General features: G+C 31.0%; 19 protein-coding genes and 2 pseudogenes. 11 read left to right on the forward strand and 10 right to left on the reverse strand.

Going from position 1 to position 18,608, the window contains the following annotated elements:
• On the forward strand, nucleotides 1-82 hold an 82-nt coding region (locus HMPREF2629_RS11235; protein ID WP_256325154.1), incomplete at its 5' end, for a DUF1541 domain-containing protein.
• Between the two features lie 260 nt (nucleotides 83-342).
• Here the strand turns inward: HMPREF2629_RS11235 and HMPREF2629_RS01165 are convergent.
• The 4 genes and pseudogenes from HMPREF2629_RS01165 to HMPREF2629_RS10840 all read right to left on the reverse strand — a co-directional run.
• Nucleotides 343-810, reverse strand: coding sequence for a bacillithiol transferase BstA (locus tag HMPREF2629_RS01165; RefSeq protein WP_070813069.1), 468 nt, complete (start codon nucleotides 808-810; stop codon nucleotides 343-345).
• 553 nt (nucleotides 811-1,363) lie between these two features.
• Complete coding sequence (locus HMPREF2629_RS01170) at nucleotides 1,364-2,515, reverse strand: zinc-dependent alcohol dehydrogenase (protein WP_070813070.1); 1,152 nt, start codon at nucleotides 2,513-2,515, stop codon at nucleotides 1,364-1,366.
• A gap of 691 nt (nucleotides 2,516-3,206) precedes the next feature.
• A complete protein-coding gene (locus HMPREF2629_RS01175; protein WP_049434304.1) occupies nucleotides 3,207-3,746 on the reverse strand; it encodes a hypothetical protein in 540 nt (179 codons plus the stop codon).
• A 325-nt stretch (nucleotides 3,747-4,071) separates the two neighbouring features.
• A pseudogene (locus tag HMPREF2629_RS10840) lies at nucleotides 4,072-4,254 on the reverse strand (alcohol dehydrogenase); the annotation flags it as partial.
• Between the two features lie 298 nt (nucleotides 4,255-4,552).
• On the opposite strand from HMPREF2629_RS10840, the pseudogene HMPREF2629_RS01180 reads away from it, so the two are divergent.
• A pseudogene (locus HMPREF2629_RS01180) lies at nucleotides 4,553-5,194 on the forward strand (NAD(P)-dependent oxidoreductase).
• A gap of 280 nt (nucleotides 5,195-5,474) precedes the next feature.
• Nucleotides 5,475-5,966 carry a TspO/MBR family protein gene (locus HMPREF2629_RS01185; RefSeq protein ID WP_070549318.1) on the forward strand — a complete coding sequence of 164 codons (492 nt, stop codon included), beginning with the start codon at nucleotides 5,475-5,477 and terminating at the stop codon, nucleotides 5,964-5,966.
• A gap of 141 nt (nucleotides 5,967-6,107) precedes the next feature.
• Here the strand turns inward: HMPREF2629_RS01185 and HMPREF2629_RS01190 are convergent, their stop codons facing one another.
• Nucleotides 6,108-6,308 carry a cold-shock protein gene (locus HMPREF2629_RS01190; protein WP_017174716.1) on the reverse strand — a complete coding sequence of 67 codons (201 nt, stop codon included), beginning with the start codon at nucleotides 6,306-6,308 and terminating at the stop codon, nucleotides 6,108-6,110.
• 303 nt (nucleotides 6,309-6,611) lie between these two features.
• Nucleotides 6,612-8,018 (reverse strand): glycosyltransferase family 2 protein, encoded by a 1,407-nt coding sequence (locus HMPREF2629_RS01195; protein WP_061544162.1) that lies wholly within the window; start codon nucleotides 8,016-8,018, stop codon nucleotides 6,612-6,614.
• A 375-nt stretch (nucleotides 8,019-8,393) separates the two neighbouring features.
• Between HMPREF2629_RS01195 and HMPREF2629_RS01200 the strand changes: the two genes are divergently transcribed.
• Both HMPREF2629_RS01200 and HMPREF2629_RS01205 read left to right on the forward strand, forming a co-directional pair.
• Entirely contained in the window at nucleotides 8,394-9,752 is a 1,359-nt protein-coding gene (locus tag HMPREF2629_RS01200) for an SLC45 family MFS transporter (RefSeq protein ID WP_070813071.1), read from the forward strand.
• A 296-nt stretch (nucleotides 9,753-10,048) separates the two neighbouring features.
• Entirely contained in the window at nucleotides 10,049-11,248 is a 1,200-nt protein-coding gene (locus HMPREF2629_RS01205; protein ID WP_070813072.1) for a GTP-binding protein, read from the forward strand.
• A gap of 320 nt (nucleotides 11,249-11,568) precedes the next feature.
• On the opposite strand, the gene HMPREF2629_RS01210 is transcribed toward HMPREF2629_RS01205, so the two are convergent.
• The gene (locus HMPREF2629_RS01210) at nucleotides 11,569-11,901 is read right to left on the reverse strand and encodes a magnetosome magnetite crystal formation protein family (protein ID WP_017174720.1); all 333 of its coding nucleotides are present in this window, start codon (nucleotides 11,899-11,901) and stop codon (nucleotides 11,569-11,571) included.
• 191 nt (nucleotides 11,902-12,092) lie between these two features.
• On the opposite strand from HMPREF2629_RS01210, the gene HMPREF2629_RS01215 reads away from it, so the two are divergent.
• The 4 genes from HMPREF2629_RS01215 (at nucleotide 12,093) to HMPREF2629_RS01230 (ending at nucleotide 14,616) form a co-directional block, all read left to right on the forward strand.
• Nucleotides 12,093-12,557 carry a hypothetical protein gene (locus tag HMPREF2629_RS01215; RefSeq protein WP_049379049.1) on the forward strand — a complete coding sequence of 155 codons (465 nt, stop codon included), beginning with the start codon at nucleotides 12,093-12,095 and terminating at the stop codon, nucleotides 12,555-12,557.
• 85 nt (nucleotides 12,558-12,642) lie between these two features.
• Entirely contained in the window at nucleotides 12,643-13,155 is a 513-nt protein-coding gene (locus tag HMPREF2629_RS01220) for a universal stress protein (protein ID WP_017174722.1), read from the forward strand.
• A gap of 196 nt (nucleotides 13,156-13,351) precedes the next feature.
• Complete coding sequence (locus tag HMPREF2629_RS01225) at nucleotides 13,352-14,221, forward strand: mechanosensitive ion channel family protein (protein ID WP_141744490.1); 870 nt, start codon at nucleotides 13,352-13,354, stop codon at nucleotides 14,219-14,221.
• Between the two features lie 194 nt (nucleotides 14,222-14,415).
• Nucleotides 14,416-14,616 carry a hypothetical protein gene (locus HMPREF2629_RS01230; protein ID WP_070548123.1) on the forward strand — a complete coding sequence of 67 codons (201 nt, stop codon included), beginning with the start codon at nucleotides 14,416-14,418 and terminating at the stop codon, nucleotides 14,614-14,616.
• A gap of 69 nt (nucleotides 14,617-14,685) precedes the next feature.
• Here HMPREF2629_RS01230 and arsC read toward each other — a convergent pair whose 3' ends face one another.
• The 3 genes from arsC to HMPREF2629_RS11240 all read right to left on the reverse strand — a co-directional run bounded on the left by arsC (nucleotide 14,686) and on the right by HMPREF2629_RS11240 (nucleotide 16,996).
• Entirely contained in the window at nucleotides 14,686-15,084 is a 399-nt protein-coding gene (gene arsC / locus HMPREF2629_RS01235) for an arsenate reductase (thioredoxin) (RefSeq protein WP_070548120.1), read from the reverse strand.
• Nucleotides 15,085-15,123: 39 nt separating this feature from the next.
• On the reverse strand, nucleotides 15,124-16,671 hold the full coding sequence (locus HMPREF2629_RS01240; RefSeq protein ID WP_070813074.1) for an SLC13 family permease: 1,548 nt from the start codon (nucleotides 16,669-16,671) through the stop codon (nucleotides 15,124-15,126).
• Nucleotides 16,672-16,864: 193 nt separating this feature from the next.
• Complete coding sequence (locus tag HMPREF2629_RS11240) at nucleotides 16,865-16,996, reverse strand: hypothetical protein (protein ID WP_256325150.1); 132 nt, start codon at nucleotides 16,994-16,996, stop codon at nucleotides 16,865-16,867.
• 139 nt (nucleotides 16,997-17,135) lie between these two features.
• Here HMPREF2629_RS11240 and HMPREF2629_RS01245 point away from each other — a divergent pair, with 139 nt between their 5' ends.
• Both HMPREF2629_RS01245 and HMPREF2629_RS01250 read left to right on the forward strand, forming a co-directional pair.
• Complete coding sequence (locus HMPREF2629_RS01245; RefSeq protein WP_002449309.1) at nucleotides 17,136-18,128, forward strand: metal ABC transporter solute-binding protein, Zn/Mn family; 993 nt, start codon at nucleotides 17,136-17,138, stop codon at nucleotides 18,126-18,128.
• 185 nt (nucleotides 18,129-18,313) lie between these two features.
• On the forward strand, nucleotides 18,314-18,538 hold the full coding sequence (locus HMPREF2629_RS01250) for a hypothetical protein (RefSeq protein ID WP_002449204.1): 225 nt from the start codon (nucleotides 18,314-18,316) through the stop codon (nucleotides 18,536-18,538).
• Nucleotides 18,539-18,608 lie beyond the last annotated feature (70 nt).

Below are 18,608 nucleotides of genomic sequence, written 5' to 3' on the forward strand. Positions count from 1 at the left end.
GGTTGATTACAAATCCAAAGATAATGGTAAAATCGTTAAAAATCATAAATGGATGACAGGAAATGAACTGGAAGCACGCTAAAAATCTAATTCTAAATTGAGAAATAAATAGATATAAAAAGAAGTCTTAGAAGAATAACATTTATCAAAAAACGCTTAATAGACGAGAAGAATATCGTCTATTAAGCGTTTTATATTAATATTTTATCAGTACGTTGCATTTTTCTACGCCAAACATGGTAGTTAAATGATACTAGTCTAAAATAATAGTCTTAATTTTTCACAAAATACTATTCGCAATCATAATACTCAAACATCTTCTCATAAATGATGGGTTTTAAATTATTCGTCGTGTTTAAGCACACGAGTCATTTCTTCAATTTTGCCGGCATGTAATGGAACATGGAAGGCATTTAATACTAATAATTCATTGAGTGTTTGACAACCAGCAATAGGTTGTTTAAGTTCTTGTGACAATTGTTCATCTGTTAGTTTGCGCGCACGTTCAGGAAGTGTTTTTAAGTTTTCTTTAATCGTTTCGATTGCTGGAACATCTTGTCCTTCCCAGTTAACAGGGCTAGATCCGTAACCAAATAGTTTAGTATATTTAGCGACGTCTACGGCATTTTGACCACCTATTGATAAAGCAGAATCGAAAATCGTTAAAACATGTCCGAATTGCCAATGTAACGTATTTGGAAAAACATCATTTTCTTTATCTAATACGTGTTCAACGTTCCAATTATCATAAACAGATAGTAAATGATTTACACCTATATCAATTACATCGTAAACTGTTTTATCATTCATTTAAGTTTCCTCCTATATTTAAAAAGTGTAGTACTAAAAATCTACCCGTTAAAAATTACTCACAAACACTATGATTAGAAGTACTAGTTTTATTTACTGTATAGCACGAATGGATGTAAAGAGAATTAAGACTAGACAAAGTATCAAAGCTGTATTACTGAAAAAAAGCTAATAAAATAACAATAATAGATATTTATAACAGAAAAATTGACAAAATTATTTCTTCAATTTCTTAGACGGTAACTTAAACTAGTCATTCTTAACTTGTTTTGTTCTCTCGAATTCTATCCTTACAATGGAGAAATTTCTTATTTATAGCATCAAAATAATGTAAAAAAGAGTGGGACAGAATGTATTTTGAATGCATCGTCCCATTTCACCAAGTTTAGCAAGAAGAATTAGGATTGAAAAAAGCATAGCATAAGCGTATTTTCAACTCAGTCATTGACTGATAACATATTAAAAAAGCCCAAGACACTTAATGATGTCTCAGGCTTTTTTATCTATTTGTTCAAGAAGTTACGTTTATATTTCTTGTTTATTTATATAGTCTTTATTGTGGTTTTAAAATGACTTTAATATTGTTATCTTTTTTCTGATCGAAAATATCATACGCTTGTTTTGCTTCTTCTAAAGGCATGGTATGCGTTATGATTTCTGTTGGATCAAACACTTCATTTTTAATCATTTCATATAATTTTGGCATTTGATGAATAACTGGTGCTTGACCACTTTTTACTTGAACGTCTCTATTAAAAATTAAATCTACTGGAAAATTATCTGCAGGTGTAGCATAAATACCAGTTAATTGAATGGTACCAAATTTTCTTACTGATTCTGCTGCTGTAATAATTGGACTAATATTACCGCGTTGTGCTGAGTTTGAACTCATCTCTAAATCATCTTGAGCAACTTGTCCATCCATTCCCACACAATCTATCACAACATCTGCACCGCCACGTGTATTTTCACGAAGTAATTTTCCAATATTATCTTCTTTAGAAAAGTTATACACTTCAGCACCATTGAATTTTTTCGCATGGTTTAATCTATGTTCCACATTATCAACGGCAATCACACGTTCAGCACCTTTTAATTTAGCAAATTTTTGTGCCATTAAACCGATTGGACCACAACCTAGAACAATAACAGTGTCACCAGATTTTACGCCCGCATGTTCTACACTCCAATAAGCTGTTGGGACAACATCAGATAAAAATAATACTTGTTCGTCTTTCAAATCGCTATCTGGAACTTTGAAAGAAGAGAAGTCAGCAAATGGAACTCTTAAATACTCTGCTTGTCCTCCCCAGTGATTCCCGTGCATGGCACCAAAACCGAAAAGTCCACCATTGTCCATTTTCCAATTTGCAGGGGATGGATTAGAGTTGTCGCATTGAGATTCCATATGGTTATTACAATAGAAGCAGTCACCACAACCGATGTTAAAAGGTATAACCACTCTATCCCCTTTTTTTAAGGTCTTAACGTCTTTTCCTACTTCTTCTACAATTCCCATTGGCTCATGTCCAATAACAAAACCAGGATCCATAAATAAATCGCCTTGATGATAAAAATGTAAATCAGAACCACATATACCTGAAGCTGTTATTTTAATAATTGCATCTGTGGATTCTTCTATCGTGGGATCGTTCACTTCACGAACTTCCATATTTTTATGACCTTGATAAGTAACTGCTTTCATTAATATCGCCCTCCTCCTGTCAATCTACCCCTTGTAACATATTATAAATGCTGAAGAGTCATATATTATGTTTAGATGATGTAGATATGTTCGAATTAGAGGCTACTTTAGTAGAAAGGATATAGACGCATCGATGCTACATTCATTTATGGAAATGAAGAAAAAGTAAGGTAAAGTCTTGTAACAACAGGACTTAAACTTGAAGACGTATTTATCACAACTGGACGATTTTAGACGAGACAATGTGGAAAAAATATCATTAATCATTAGACAATCTTGATTGAGATTATTTGGAGTTATATTGAGTATATCAACCAAGTACAAATGAGGTGGTAATGATTGATACATGAAAAGGGAGGAAAGATTGATATCAATCAGACAAAGTTAAAGTATTGGAGTAAGTCATTTTAATAGAGAAGTTTTGCTTTAGAACATTCACATGATGATGAGCAATACTATTGAAGAAGATAAAAAAAGAGATTATACCATCCGTATAATCCCCGTAGATACATAATATATAATTGAACTCCCAACTCATACATAGTCTTTCCCCTAAGGCCATTATGCGAGTATTCGTTGTATTTGTCTATGTTCAAATATATTAATAATAAAAAAATGAGTATAACGTTTATATAAACGTGTGCATTGTTTTTACACGATCTGCCTAGTTAGACCATGAGAAATGACATACTTAATCAAGGCCATACGCAAATTTGATTTTATATAGTTCATGGTCACTTAAATGAAATTCATTAGTATGGAATACATATTTGCCAAATATATTTTTAGCTTCCTTAGGTGAGATAATATATTCATTTTTTAATTTTTCTAACTCTTGAGCTACACTTGTTGCGAAATTATATTGATCATCACGTGTGTGATAATCATTAAAACCGTTTTCTGATTGTTTTATTAAGTTTTCTATTTGAGTTGAATCCTTATTATTTTTTGATAATCTAGATTTTCTAAATCTCTCTAAAGTTCTCATCGCTTTAGCGTATTTATCTTCGATTGCTTTGACTCTATTTAATGTTTTTAATGAAGTTCTATTTGGTGTAACGCGAGGTGATGAATCATAAGCATATTTATCTTCAATTGCTTTTAAAGTGTCATTAAATTTATCTGTAGCTTGATCTTCATTGTTTTGACTTGCTCTATTTAATTCACTATATGCATTTTGTATCTCTAATTGCTTGGCGACTTCTTTTAAATATTGTGTTAATTCATTCATCTAGACAAACTCCTTTATTTATTTATTTAATGTTCTTTATTGAATATTTTCTTCATTTGTATATATATATCACTTAATACATATAATAAAACATTATGATTTAATTATAAATTATTTAACAAGATATAAATATTTAGTATTAAGACTATTATATATATTAAATGTAAAAAAACGATAACAATCAATATTAAATACTGTAAAAAGTATAGTTGGAATCTATAACTGATGAACTGTTTATCTTAAATAGTGAGAGAAAGACTAACAGAAACTTAATATAATAGTTAAGTAATAAAAAAATGCCCACATCTCATGGGCATTTTCATTATTACATCGTACTGATATCAATAACAAAACGATATTTAACTTTAGATGCCAACACTCTTTTGTAAGCATCATCGATTTCATCTGCTGTAATTAATTCAATTTGTGGGGCGATATGATGTTCAGAACAGAAATCTAACATGTCTTGAGTTTCTTTAATACCACCGATAGCAGATCCAGCAAATGAACCAGCAAGTTCTTTAAATGTTGATTTGTCACTTAAGATAGAATATACGCGTTTGCATTATTCTTCATATTGACAATAGAGACCTAGATCAATTAAGTCAACACATTAAACTCAGTATGTATAGCGCAAGATGATTTAAACTAACCAGTGTGAGATATATCTCAGTAACTTCATATTAGAAAGAGAAGTAAAATAAAACAGATAAATAGACTTTTAATATAAATGTAATTATATTGATAACATGTTGAAGGACATCTAAGAGACATCTCTGACAAATATAGAAGTGGAGGAACAAACGATGAACATTGGTATTATTGGAGCAACAGGTAAATTAGGAACTAAAGTATTAGATGAAGCACAACAACGTGGACATGAAGTAACTGCGATTGTAAGAAATGCTGCTAAATTAGATGATGATAAAGATGTTAAAGTGATTGAAAAAGATGTGTTTGATTGAACTTCTGACGATATTAAAGATTTAGACGTGGTAGTCAATGCATTTGGCGCGCCATTAGGTGAAGAAGAAGTGCACGTTGAAGTGGGACGCGTATTGATTAACATATTAAAAGATGTAGATACAAGAGCCATTATTGTAGGGGGCGCTGGTAGTCTATTTGCAGATGATGCGCATACTATACGTGTTATGGATACACCAGATTTCCCAGAAATGGTGAAACCAACTGCTAAAGGATCAAGTCGTAACTTACAAGACTTACAACATGCTGAAGGAATAACTTGGACTTTTATTAGCCCATCAGCGGAATTTGACTTTGAAGGTAAACGTACAGGCACCTATACGTTAGGAAAAGATCAATTATTATTTAATAGTAAAGGTAATAGTTATATCAGTTATGCAGATTTTGCTATTGCTATAGTAGATGAAGCTGAAAACAAAGCGCATATTAATGAACGTTTCACAGTTGTTGGTGAAGAAGAATAATAGTAATCCTAGATGTCCTTTAGAAGAAATAATTAAACAGGCTAAACTTAAATCAAAAGTAATTAGCTAAAATGCAATGGCAGTCATAAAGATAGTAAAAGAAGAGTTTAAAGAATGTCCTCCTATATATCTGTATGATAGTACCTAGTAGGATGTTTTAGTGTGTGACTATATTATTTTGTTTTTTAGTAATAGATTCATAACTAGTTAATTATAGAAAAAAATAGGGTATTAAATATAGTAAGACTTTAAATACAGTAAGATTTTAAAGGAGAGAGTGATGATTAAGATTAAAAAAGCTACAAGAATTGTATTACCCTTAGTAGGTGGAATGGTTATCGGGAGATTAACAGCTAAAGCTCAAAATGATTATAAACAATATGAAAAACCACCTTTTTCACCTCCAGCTAAAGTATTTCCAATTGTATGGCCATTACTTTATACATCAATGGGAGTAGCTTATCAATTATCATATGCGCATGCAGCTCATAAAAGACAGAAACAATCCATAACACGTGCTCATTATACACAATTAGGATTGAATTATGCGTGGACGATACTTTATTTCAATTTAAAACTGAGAAAGACATCTTTAATTGAAAGTTACGTATTACTTGCAGCTGGAAATATTACTGCACATCGTTTTTATGCATCTAATAAGTATGCTGGTTTATTGATGTTACCTTATGTCATTTGGTTAAGTTACGCAAGTTATTTAAACGGAGGTAATGTAATCTTAAATGAAGATCAACCAGGTTATACTAGAGATTAAAACTGAATGATATGCATAATATACTCTATAGTAGGGATATATTAAGTGACAGTATTAAATGAACTTATGTATTATTCTTTTATAAAAATATAAAAAAAGCACAAGCAAGTATACATACATGCTTGTGCTAAAAATTTATGTTTAAACAGGGACAACATTTGTTGCTTGTTCGCCGCGTTGACCTTCAGTGATGTCAAACTCTACTTTTTGACCTTCTTCTAAAGTTTTATATCCATCAGTAGCAATACCTGAGAAGTGAACAAACACATCGTCGCCGTCTTCTCTTTCGATAAATCCAAAACCTTTTTCTGCGTTAAACCATTTAACTGTACCGTTATTCATATAGAATACCTCCAAGTGCTTTTGCACATCATATTTGTAACAAATTCATAAATTAAAAGAGAATATTCCATAAAAATATACTACAATCCAAAATACGAGCTTTTATTACGTGAAACCAACTATACACGTTTTGAATGAATAAGTACAGCATTATTTTGAAATTTAGCATAATTTCTTTTGGAATTATAAAAATGCATAGATAATCAGACTAAGATTTATAATTTATTAAGATTGTTATTTTACATATATTGAATAAATATACATATAATAAATGCTACGGTGGCAAAACATCTAAGATTTTAATTACTTTTTAATATATCCTAAATTGCCACCAACAGTTTCATAAAAATCAAAACGCATGCCTGATTTGATAACTGAGCCATTTAAATCTTTATCTAAAACTGTAAGGGTTAATTTTCCATTAGGTAAATTCTTTGTTGTAAATTGAACAGTATATTCTCCAGGTTTAAAACGATGTTTCTTAATATCTAATACGATGAATTGAGTTGGATCTTTTCGATGTTTTACTTCTAGATACTTTAACTCAGAGTTTTTAGAAAGTATTTTTAAGAAAACTTTATCATTCTCTTGAGAGATTTTTAGTAATGTAGGATGCATGCTTTTTTTGTAATGTGTTCCTTTAAACGAATAGTAATATATATCGTTTTTCTCATGAAGTGGCTTATCATCTTTTTTAAGATAGAATTTAACAAAACTGATAATGTCTTCTTTGTTCCCCTCACGTATTAGTTTGATGGCTTGTCGGTTTAAATCATCATCTGCATAGTCTAAAGCATCGAAATGTTCATCTACCATATGAATGATATTTTGAAAAATAGGAAGTAACTCATTTATGTTTTTAATAAAGCCTTTTTTATAGAATTTAACTTCTAAAACATCTCTGTTAATAATACGATATAGTAAATTAGGCATTAATTTATTATTTTTATACTTACTCATTAAGTGACGATAGGCTTCACCTTGCCATTTCATACGATTAATATGTGTTGATTTTTCTGATTTTACTAAAGAAATATTATCGTCGTAACGGTTAGCACAATAAACCACATCTTGTGTTGTACTAATACGTTTAGTATTGAAAAAGACTTCTGCAAAAAATTGTAAATCTTCTCCAAAAATCATTTCTGGAAATTGAATATGATTCTTTTTAATGACGCTAGCTTTAATCATACGACCAGCAGGTGCTAAATGATAAAATGATTTTCTAAAGTATTTTAAATCTACTTTATTATATGCAATTTTAGATAGAGAAACGCCACTTCTAGTTATGCGATCACTATACACATATTTAGTTAAGCCTGTAGCATAGTCTGTCTTGTTTGTTTTTAAAAGTGTATATAACTTTGCTAGAGCATCTTCAGGTAACCAATCATCACCGTCTATAAACATGATGTACTTTCCCTTACTTAAATCAATAGATAAATTTCGTGGTTTCGCAGGTGTACCCGAATTTTGATCTAATTGAATAAATTTGTAATTAGAAAAACTGTCTATTTTTTTAGAAACAATATCAACGGTTTGGTCAGTAGAACAGTCATCCACCACGATTAATTCAAAATCTTTCACATCCATCGATTGTTTTAAGATACTATCTAATGTTTTATTAATAAACTTTTCTTTATTATACGTACTAATTAATACACTTACTTTGGGCCTATGGTTGATTTCTTTATTCTTTATAACCTTCATTTTTATACTCCTTTAATTAGTAATCTTTTTGATAATATAATGTATTTTAAAAAGTAGTTAAAATACAAATAATAATCTAATTATATTTAACATAATCAATTTTTTCTATCGCTATTTATTGTAACAATCTAATTATAGATTATGTTATATTTTTTGTTTTTGAGTATTAATATATCTATTATCATCATAATAATCTTTAATTATCTATAAAAACACCTAAATTAGGTAATTATGATATATAATGCGAGCGTTTCCAAAGAAACTCAAAAATGTTATAATTATAGTCGAAAACGATTCCAATAAATTGTTATTTGATATAGCTATTTAATCATTGAATTAAATGACTATATCAAGTAATAAATAGGAGAGATAGAAATGAAAGATACAGATCAAATACATACTAAAAATACTGAAGAACAAGGTATAACACTACCCTATTTAAAAAAAGCAGTTATTTTTTCTATTACATTTGGTTTCTTCGGAGTAAACATGGCATTTGCACTTCAATCAGCAATGATGGGAAGAATATTTCAAACGCTAGGCGCCGACCCTAATAATTTAGGTTGGTTTTTTATTTTGCCGCCATTAGCAGGAATAATTGTACAACCACTTATTGGATACTATTCTGATAGAACTTGGACTAGATTTGGACGTCGGATGCCGTATCTTTTAATTGCTGGTCCCATTGGAGCGATCGTATTAGTCCTGTTACCTAATGCAGGTTCGTTTGGATTTGGATATGCATCACTTATGGCGTTGTCATTTGGTGCAATCATGACGTTACTTATGGATTTGACTTCAAATGCGTGTATGCAGCCTTATAAAATGATTATTGGAGATATGGTAAACGAAAAACAAAGAGATATGGCCTGGTCATGGCAACAAATCTTCTCAAATTTAGGTGGTATTATTGCTACACTATTACCATTTTTACTAACAATTATGGGAATGAGTAATGTAGCGCCTAAAGGGGAAGTACCGATGACGGTAAAAATAGCTTATTATATTGCAGCAGCGGTATTACTCATTGCTTCTATTTGGACTGTTCTTTCCGTTAAAGAATATGAACCTAAAACATATAACTATTATCACGGCATTTCAGATGACAATAGAAATGAGAAATTAAATTTATGGCAACTGTTAAAAACGGCGCCTAAACAATTTTGGCAAATTAGTGTAGTTCAATTTTTTAACTGGTTTGCATTAATGTATCTTTGGACCTATTCAACAGGTGCAATAGCCAAAAATGTATGGAATGCGACAGACCCTTCTTCAGCAGGATATCAAGCAGCAGGGAACTGGTATGGTGTTTTATACTGTATACAATTTTTAAGTTCAGTTATTTTTGGTTTTGTCATTGCAAAATCTAAACCTTCTCAAAGAAAATTCTGGTATAGTTTTGGTTTAATTTTTGGTGGATTAGGTCTTATTTCAATGTTCTTTATTCATAACCAATGGTTACTCATTATTTCATTTATATTCATTGGTATTAATAACTTAACGATGAATACCCAACCCTTTACACTATTAACCGAAGCAATTGATGGAGAAAATTCAGGTGCTTATCTAGGCTTATTTAATACAAGTATTTGTCTACCACAAATTGTCGCTTCTGTAGCAAGTTTTGCACTTTTCCCATTATTAGGAAGTTCAATGCCTGCGATGTTATTATTTGCAGGAATCATGATGCTTCTGGGTGCAATCTCAGTTAAATTTATTAACGCAAAATTTTAATAAAATACTAAAAAATAAAAAATTTATTTATAATTTGTAAGAGCGAAAAATAATTTTTCGCTCTTTTTTTATAAAAACTATCAGCAATGTTTCATAAACAATATCATTGATGTCATTAAAAATTTAATGCATTTAAGGAATATCAAATCTTGAAGTATAGGTGAGGACATACGCGGTAAATCACTCGCCATAGAAAAGTCATATCACACATCATTCATTTAATTCATATTGACAATCTTAAAAATCATTGTACAATTTAAATCGTAATAATTACGATTTAAAAGGAGAGAATATAAATGAGTAAGATACCTGTAACTGTATTAAGTGGTTATTTAGGTTCAGGGAAGACAACGTTACTAAATCATATTTTAAATCATCGAGAAGGCCGTCGTATTGCAGTTATTGTGAATGATATGAGTGAGGTTAATATTGATAAAGATTTAGTTGCTGATGGGGGTGGACTGTCTAGAACAGATGAAAAATTAGTTGAACTATCTAATGGATGTATTTGTTGCACGTTACGTGACGATTTATTAAAAGAAGTTGAACGACTGGTACATAAAGGCAATATTGATTATATCGTTATTGAATCTACGGGCATTTCTGAGCCAGTACCTGTAGCGCAAACGTTCTCGTATATCGATGAAGCGATGGGAATAGATCTCACTTCGATTTGTCGTTTAGATACGATGGTTACGGTCGTTGATGCGAATCGATTTGTTAATGATATTCATTCTGAAGATTTACTTGTGGATCGTAATCAAGGTGCGGATGTGACAGATGAACGTTCAATTGCGGATTTATTAATAGACCAAGTTGAATTCTGTGATGTACTTGTATTGAATAAAACAGATTTAGTTACAAATGAAGCGCTAGATAAGTTAGAACATATACTTAGAACATTACAACCAGATGCAAAAATAATTAAAACAACGCAGTCTCAAGTAGATATTAATGATGTCTTAGATACAGGACGATTTGATTTTGAAAAAGCTAGCAATTCTGCAGGATGGATTAAGGAACTAACAGAAGGCGGCCATGAGACGCATACACCAGAAACTGAAGAATATGGTATGAGTTCGTTTGTCTATTCAAGACGATTACCGTTTCACGCGAAACGTTTCAATGATTGGTTAGAACAAATGCCTCAAAACATTGTTCGTTCAAAAGGTATTGTATGGCTTGCGCAATATAACGAAGTTGCGTGTTTACTGTCACAAGCAGGATCATCATGTAATATCAGCCCAGTTACATATTGGGTTGCATCGATGTCTAAAGAAAAACGGGAAGAGATACTTGCTCAACGTCGTGACGTAGCAGAAAGTTGGGATATTGAGTATGGGGATAGAAATACACAATTTGTCATTATTGGTACCGACTTAGATCAAGAAAAAATAGAAAAAGAACTCGATGAATGCCTGCTGAATAGTAGCGAAATAAATTCTGATTGGCATCAACTTGAAGATCCTTATCATTGGAAAATAAGAAAAATTTAAGAAATAATGGATATTAAACAAGTTATGATGATAAAAATATTGATTACAATTTTTATATAAACATCATACTACTTTTCGTAATATAATATTGCAAGCGCAATCTAATACTAAAACGACCAAACCTTATTATAATTACAGTAGACAATCATAATGGAATAAAAGTATATATATAATTCTCACAAACAACATTATAGTATTGCTTTTTATACTGAAAACGATAAAGTTTAAAATATTTGATTGGTCATTTTTTAGTTTCATACAACAAGAGATTAATAAAATTAAAGAGGAAACGACGAGATTATCGTCACTTCCTCTTTTTTTTATGGCATCATTAATTTAATACCTCTAATGATATTTTTTAAAAATAGCACAAGTGCCCATATAAAGAAAAGAACTGCGATGAGGATTGCAATGATCCAACCGATACCGCGTTCACTATTTACAAAAGCCGGGGAAATAGATAGGGTTACTAATCCTAATACCACCATAACCCAACTCATGATGTGATTGAATAACGCATTTCTAGCATGGGTCGAAGCTGGTGGTTGTGCGACGATCCATACAATAAGTGGAAATAATACTGGTGCAAAGAAGACACTTAAATAGCTAATGCCTCCTAAAATATCATTTTCTCTATAGTTTTCATTTGGCATATCATGATCACCTCAATTCTATAAAAACATATAATAAAATAAATAGTAAGTAAGATATTCTAAAATTACAACACTGTAAGTTAGTATAAGGTTGATGTTGAAAATAGTTAATTAAATATTTTGATGAATATAGCATATAAATGTATTAAATTGTACAATATTAATATATTAACTTTTAAAAGGTGGATATTATGCGGGAATTTTTAAATCTGTTAGGGGCATTACTAACAATGATCATTACATTTAGCATTTCAATTTTATTTAGTTTCTTAATACCTTTAATGGTCGAAGGAAATATTTTAAACATGGAGAAATTAAATCATCCGACATTTATTATGTTGTGGATTATTTTTAGTGTTATATTCAATATTATTATTCTTATTTTAGCTTTTTCAATGATTCAGTTTAGTAGTGACTTTGTAAATAAAATGAAATTAATGGCGATGTTAACTTTTTTTGTAATTATTAGTTATGCAAGCTTTAGTCATATAGATATGCAAGCTTTAACTGATCATTTAACATTAACGAGTTCTAAACATACCCGAGAGTTATCAATCAAACTTTTACCATTTGTTTTAACGATATCATTAGGATGTTATAGCGCTATTTTATCCTACTTACAGTATCAAATTGATAGCGAAGAACGTATGATATAAATTTTGAAAGCGCTTTACATATTAATACTAATTTTTTTGAAATAGTGCTAAAATAAAGATGAGAACAGATAAGGGGGAGATTAAAATGTTATCATACAAAAACATTTTAATTGCAGTTGATGGATCAAACGAAGCAGAATGGGCCTTTAATAAAGCCGTTGATGTAGCAAAACGTAATGATGCAAAGCTAACGATTGTGCATGTGATTGATACAAGAACATATACCGCTTATGAAGTGTACGCATCTCAATTCGATCCGTCTAAAGAGTATTCTGAGAAATTACTTGAAGGCTATAAAGAACTCGCTGTTAAAGAAGGCGTGACAAATGTAGAAACACGACTTGAACTTGGCCCACCGAAATTACTTATTCCTAAAAATTTAGCAAATGAATTGAATGTTGATTTAATTATGTGTGGTGCTTCAGGCTTAAATGCAGTCGAACGTTTTATGATTGGTTCAGTATCAGAAGCAATTGTACGTCATGCGCCATGTGATGTATTAGTCGTACGTACTGAAGAAATTCCAGAAGACTTTGAATCAAAAGTAGCAACCCCAGAATTTAGAAGACGATATTTTGAAAGTTCAGACCATAAATAATAATGATTTAATATATGACTTCATTCTCACGAAGTAGTGAGGATGAAGTTTTTTATGGGAAGTATAAATCAAGTGATGATTTTAGATAAAATATAAAATATGGTATCATTTTTATTTAAGTGTCGTGTTCTAAATAATGGCGCGCAATCATTTAAAAATATAAGTATAAAAGGAGAATCATATCAACGTGAATCAAATGAAACAACTGTTTATTAAATTTGTTGAACCATTAACGAAGATAGAGTTTTATCAAAATTTACTAGCCAATATTTTAATTATTATTGCCTATATCTTATTAGGTATGATTGTTATTGCAATTTCTAGAAAAGTAGTAACAAAATTTTTTAAAGTCAATGAGAAGAAGAAGACACGTTATAAAATTAAAAGAAGTGAGACACTTTCAACACTTGTTCAAAATTTAATTAGTTATGTTGTTTGGTTTATTGTTCTTACATCGGTTCTCTCTCGTTTTGGAATTAGCGTCTCAGCTATTTTAGCTGGAGCCGGTGTCGTTGGTTTAGCCGTTGGTTTTGGTGCCCAGACTGTTGTAAAAGATATCATTACCGGCTTTTTTGTTATTTTTGAGGGACAATTCGATGTCAGCGATTATGTTCAAATTAATTCATCAGGTGTAACGATTGCAGAAGGAACCGTACAAACCATAGGATTACGATCTACTCGTATTCAATCTGATACTGGAGAAGTGTATACCTTACCTAATGGCACAATTAGTGAAATTGTAAATTATTCTAAGACAGATGTATCACCCCTTATTGCAATTCCAATTTCTCCAAATGAAGATTATGACGTTATTGAAAAAGAATTAAAAGCATTCTTACCAACATTAAAAGATAAATACGATATGTTCGTTGCGGCACCTGATCTACTCGGTTTAGATAGTATTGATGGTAATGAAATGGTAATTAAATTATTAGCTCATGTTAAACCGGGCATGCAATTCCCAGGCCAACGTTTATTAAGAAAAGAAATCATAAGTTACTTTAATGATGTAGGAATTCATACGCCTAAACCAACACTTGTGAAATTAGAAGATGAAGAAAAATAAACAAATGTTTATCATCATAGGTTTTTAAAATTTTTTCATAAGGTCTTTATAACAACGTTTAATGATCAAAAATTCATTTAATTATCATCATATAAACGGATAAATAATTAATGATTTCTAATTATTTAAGATTTGCCTACATTACACTTTAGGTGTAATATCGAACTGTAGTAAATAGAAAGGGATGATAAGTAATGTGGGTGAAAGACTTTTATTATGATGGTAATGCGTACATCAATAAAAATGTATGGGAGTACATGTGTAAAGATAATGTGACGTTTGATAAAGCTATTGAGGCACTTAATTTAAATTATAAAGATGCGGTTGCGAATGAGAGGGACATTCCAAATTTAGACATCGAGAGAAAAGATATTGTAAAAAGTGACTTTTGGTAAGTTTTGGTAAGCATGGCTATATCAATAAACAGCAGTTTCTACGTCAAATACGTAGAAACTGCTGTTTTATTATGTTCTATATTTAAATTGTTCAATTGCATTTTTAATGTCATCTCGAACACGTTGGAATTCTGACCAATCTTTTCCGGCTGGGTCATCGAAGCCCCAATGTTCTTTTTTAACACCTGATGGAATAGTAGGACAATGTGCATCAGCATGACTGCATAATGTTACTACTAAGTCTGACTGTTTTAAAATCGTATCATCAATTAAATCAGAGGTATGATTGGAAATGTCGATACCCACTTCTTTCATGGCTTCAACTGCCTTAGGATTAACACCATGTGTTTCAATGCCTCCTGAATATACATTCCACTCATCACCTAAAATTGCTTTTCCAAAACCCTCAGCCATTTGGCTACGACAAGAATTCCCTGTACAAATAAAATAAATGGTTTTTTTGGTCATGATAAACCTCTCTATCTATAAAATTAATCTGACTTTATTCTACACTAATCCTAACCATTTCCAATACGTTAAGCTAAATAAAATCACAAGAATATAACCTATAATAGTGAGGGGGATACCTGATTTTAAGAAATCTTTAACAGTAAATGTATCCGTACCATAGGCCAACATATTTTGTGGTGCACTCACTGGTAATAAGAATCCAAAGCTAATCACAAATTGTTGTATTAAAACGAAACCGATAGAATGATCGCCTAAACCTAATGTTGAAGTTAATGAAATAAATACTGGGATCAATGCAGATGATAAGCTTGTTGCACTCGCAAAGCCTAAATGAATTAAAATATTGAATAATGTAATGAGTGCAATCGTTGCGATAATTGGTAACCCTTTTAGGCCCATTAATCCAAATGTTTTATCACTGAGCCATTGAGCAGCGCCTGTTTTAAGTAAAACATTACCAAGTGAGATGCCTACACCAAAGACGATAATTGTTCCCCATGGAATTTTCTTTTCAACGCCTTTCCAAGTAATCACACCGATTTTAGGCATTAACATAATACCTAATGCAATTAGAGTGACACTTGCTGAATCGATAGGGTGAAGTACTTTTTCGGTAGACCAAAAGATCAGTAATAAGATAGAAATGACAATGAGTCGCCATTCTCTAGCACTCATTGGGCCTAGTTCGTTTAAGTCATGTTTAATCAATTCTTTACCACCTTCAATGGCATCTCGTTCAGGTGGCATCACTTTCATCATAATGAAATATAAGGCAATAGACATCAGTATAGACCATGGTGCGGCGTATAAAAACCATTCACCCCAAGACACGTTATAGCCTAAGTTTTGATTAATGAAATTGATAGCGACGATATTTTGTGCAGCCGCAGTTTTGATACCGATATTCCAAATCGATACAGCTTGTACGGATGTAATAATAAGAAGTGATGCTAGTTTACTATCTTTACTCACTTTAAAGGCTGCAATCATTCCAAGTAAAATGGGTATGACAGCACCGGCACGAGCCGTAGCAGAAGGTACAAAAAAGGCTAATACAATTGATACTAAAATTGCACCGATAACAATATTTTTTGTTTTATTTCCTACAATTGAAAGGACATAAAGTGCTAGTCGTTTATGAAGATTGGTTTCTTGCATGGCAACTGCTAAGAATAAAGCGGCGGTCACAAGTGCCACTGCAGAAGTAGAAAAGCCACTAAATGCGAGACTCAGAGCATTGTTTGTGCCTAATAATTCGCTTCCCTTCAGAATGGCGTTTCCACTTTTAGGATGACCAAGTTGTTCTGAGAGATGTTGAACAGGACTAAAGCCAAGTAATAATATAATAAGTCCTAAAATTAAAGTAGCTGAAACTGGATAAGATACTGCTTCAGTAACCCACATGATTACAGCAAAAGCAAGAATGGCAAGTGCTGCTTTAGCCATGACCGGTAAGCTACTTGAAGTAGGTAATAATAAAATCATTACTAATACGATAAAACTAATCACAATCCATAATGGTTTATATCCTTTATTAGATGTTTCTTTTTTAGATTGATTAGTGATTTGATTCCCCTTTGTCATTATCATCGTCCCCCTTAAAATAGTTACACTATTATTTTAACAAGAAAGCGCTTTATTTTAGGAGTTATATTTTAAAATACACAAAATTTTCAAAAAACTATTAATTAAAGCTAATAAACATAGAAATATTGAGATGAAAAGGAACGAAACAATGAATTTAATGGGAATTCTGTTTCACTCTGTTACTTATATATTAAAGTTGTCCGAAATCATTTTCCTTAATATTGTTAACTTGATCTAAACTAATAGTTTGTTCTTTAGGTTCAGTAATATGGATATGTTGATCATCTTTAATTTTATCTATAGCAATATATTCTCCACTCATTGTTTCAACACTTTTTCTGACTGTAGTAAAACAACAATTATAATTATTTAGTAATTTTTATTTTTTAATCGCCCATTGACAATTTCGGTATGAAATGCGATTATTAAAACGTAATAATTACGATTTAGGAGAGAAGAAAATGATTAAGAAAAGTTTAATGTTAGTCTTCATCAGTATTTTAACGTTGTCACTTGTAGCTTGTGGAACATCCAATAGTGGTAGTGATAAAGATAAAAAATCAGAGAACAATGAAAAGCTTGAGGTAAAAACGACAGTATATCCACTGAAATCTTTTGCTCAACAAATTGGTGGTAAATACGTTCATGTTGAATCAGTCTATCCGAATGGAATGGATCCACATACATATGAGCCGAGTCAAAAACAAATGGTCGATATTGGTAAATCAGATTTATTTGTATATACAGGGGATAATCTAGACCCAGTCGCTAAAAAAATTGCAAATGCGATGAATGATAAAAATAAAACATTATCATTAGAATCATCTTTAAATAAAGCCGATTTGTTAAAAGGCGAAGAGGATGAACATGAACACGGTGAACACGAAGAACATGGCGAGCACGAAGAACATGAGCATCATCATGGTAAATATGATCCTCATGTTTGGTTAGATCCTGTATTAAGTCAACAATTTGCGAAAGATATAAAGGATGAATTAGTTAAAAAAGATGCTAAACATAAAGATGACTATGAAAAGAATTATAAAAAATTAGTTAGTGATTTGAAGGATTTAGATAAAGATATGAAACGTGCTGTTAAAGGTCAAGAAGGTAAAACAGTATATATTTCACATGATTCTATTGGTTATTTAGCTGATCGCTATGGTTTTAAGCAAGAAGGAATCGAAAATATGAATGCTGAAGAACCAAGTCAAAAAGATCTTACAACTATTGTAAAACAAATTAAAGAGGATAAGGTAAACTATATCCTAGCTGAAGAAAATGTGTCGAATAAAGTTGCAGACACGGTTAGAAAAGAAACACATGCAAAAACAATTTCATTTTATAATATGGGTTCTCATACTAAACAACAAGATAATGACAGTAATACGTATCAATCATTTATGAAGAAAAATATTAAAGCTATTGAAAAAGCTTTAAAAAATGAATCTTAAAATTAAAGTATATTAAAGTAAAGAAGTAAGATATGAAGATCAAGTAAATTCTATCTTACTTCTTTTTTATAGGCTTCCTTTTTCAAAAAAAAGTGGTATATTAAATTTAAATAATATGTAGGGCATTATTTATTATTTTTATGAAGTAAGGGTTTATCACTAATAGATTGGAAGGAGACAGCGTCATGAATATTTATAGACTACGTTACCAACACCATAAAGACATTGTAGATGACAATATTTTAACGGTATTTGTATTGGCCAAAAATGAAGAAGATGTAAGGAAATTTGCGAAAACGGTAAATTACAAAGTTGAAGATGTTAAACATACAACATATGAAGCTTATGAAGAAGCTAAAGCAAAAGGTGAAACATATCGCCTTGAACATGCAGATACATATATTAGCTAAGTCTGTATAACTAAAAATTATATAATTAAGGATAAATATCGATGAGTATAAGGTTACACTTAAAACTTCT

Source organism: Staphylococcus sp. HMSC034C12 (assembly GCF_001835895.1).
Classification (GTDB): Bacteria; Bacillota; Bacilli; order Staphylococcales; family Staphylococcaceae; genus Staphylococcus; species Staphylococcus hominis.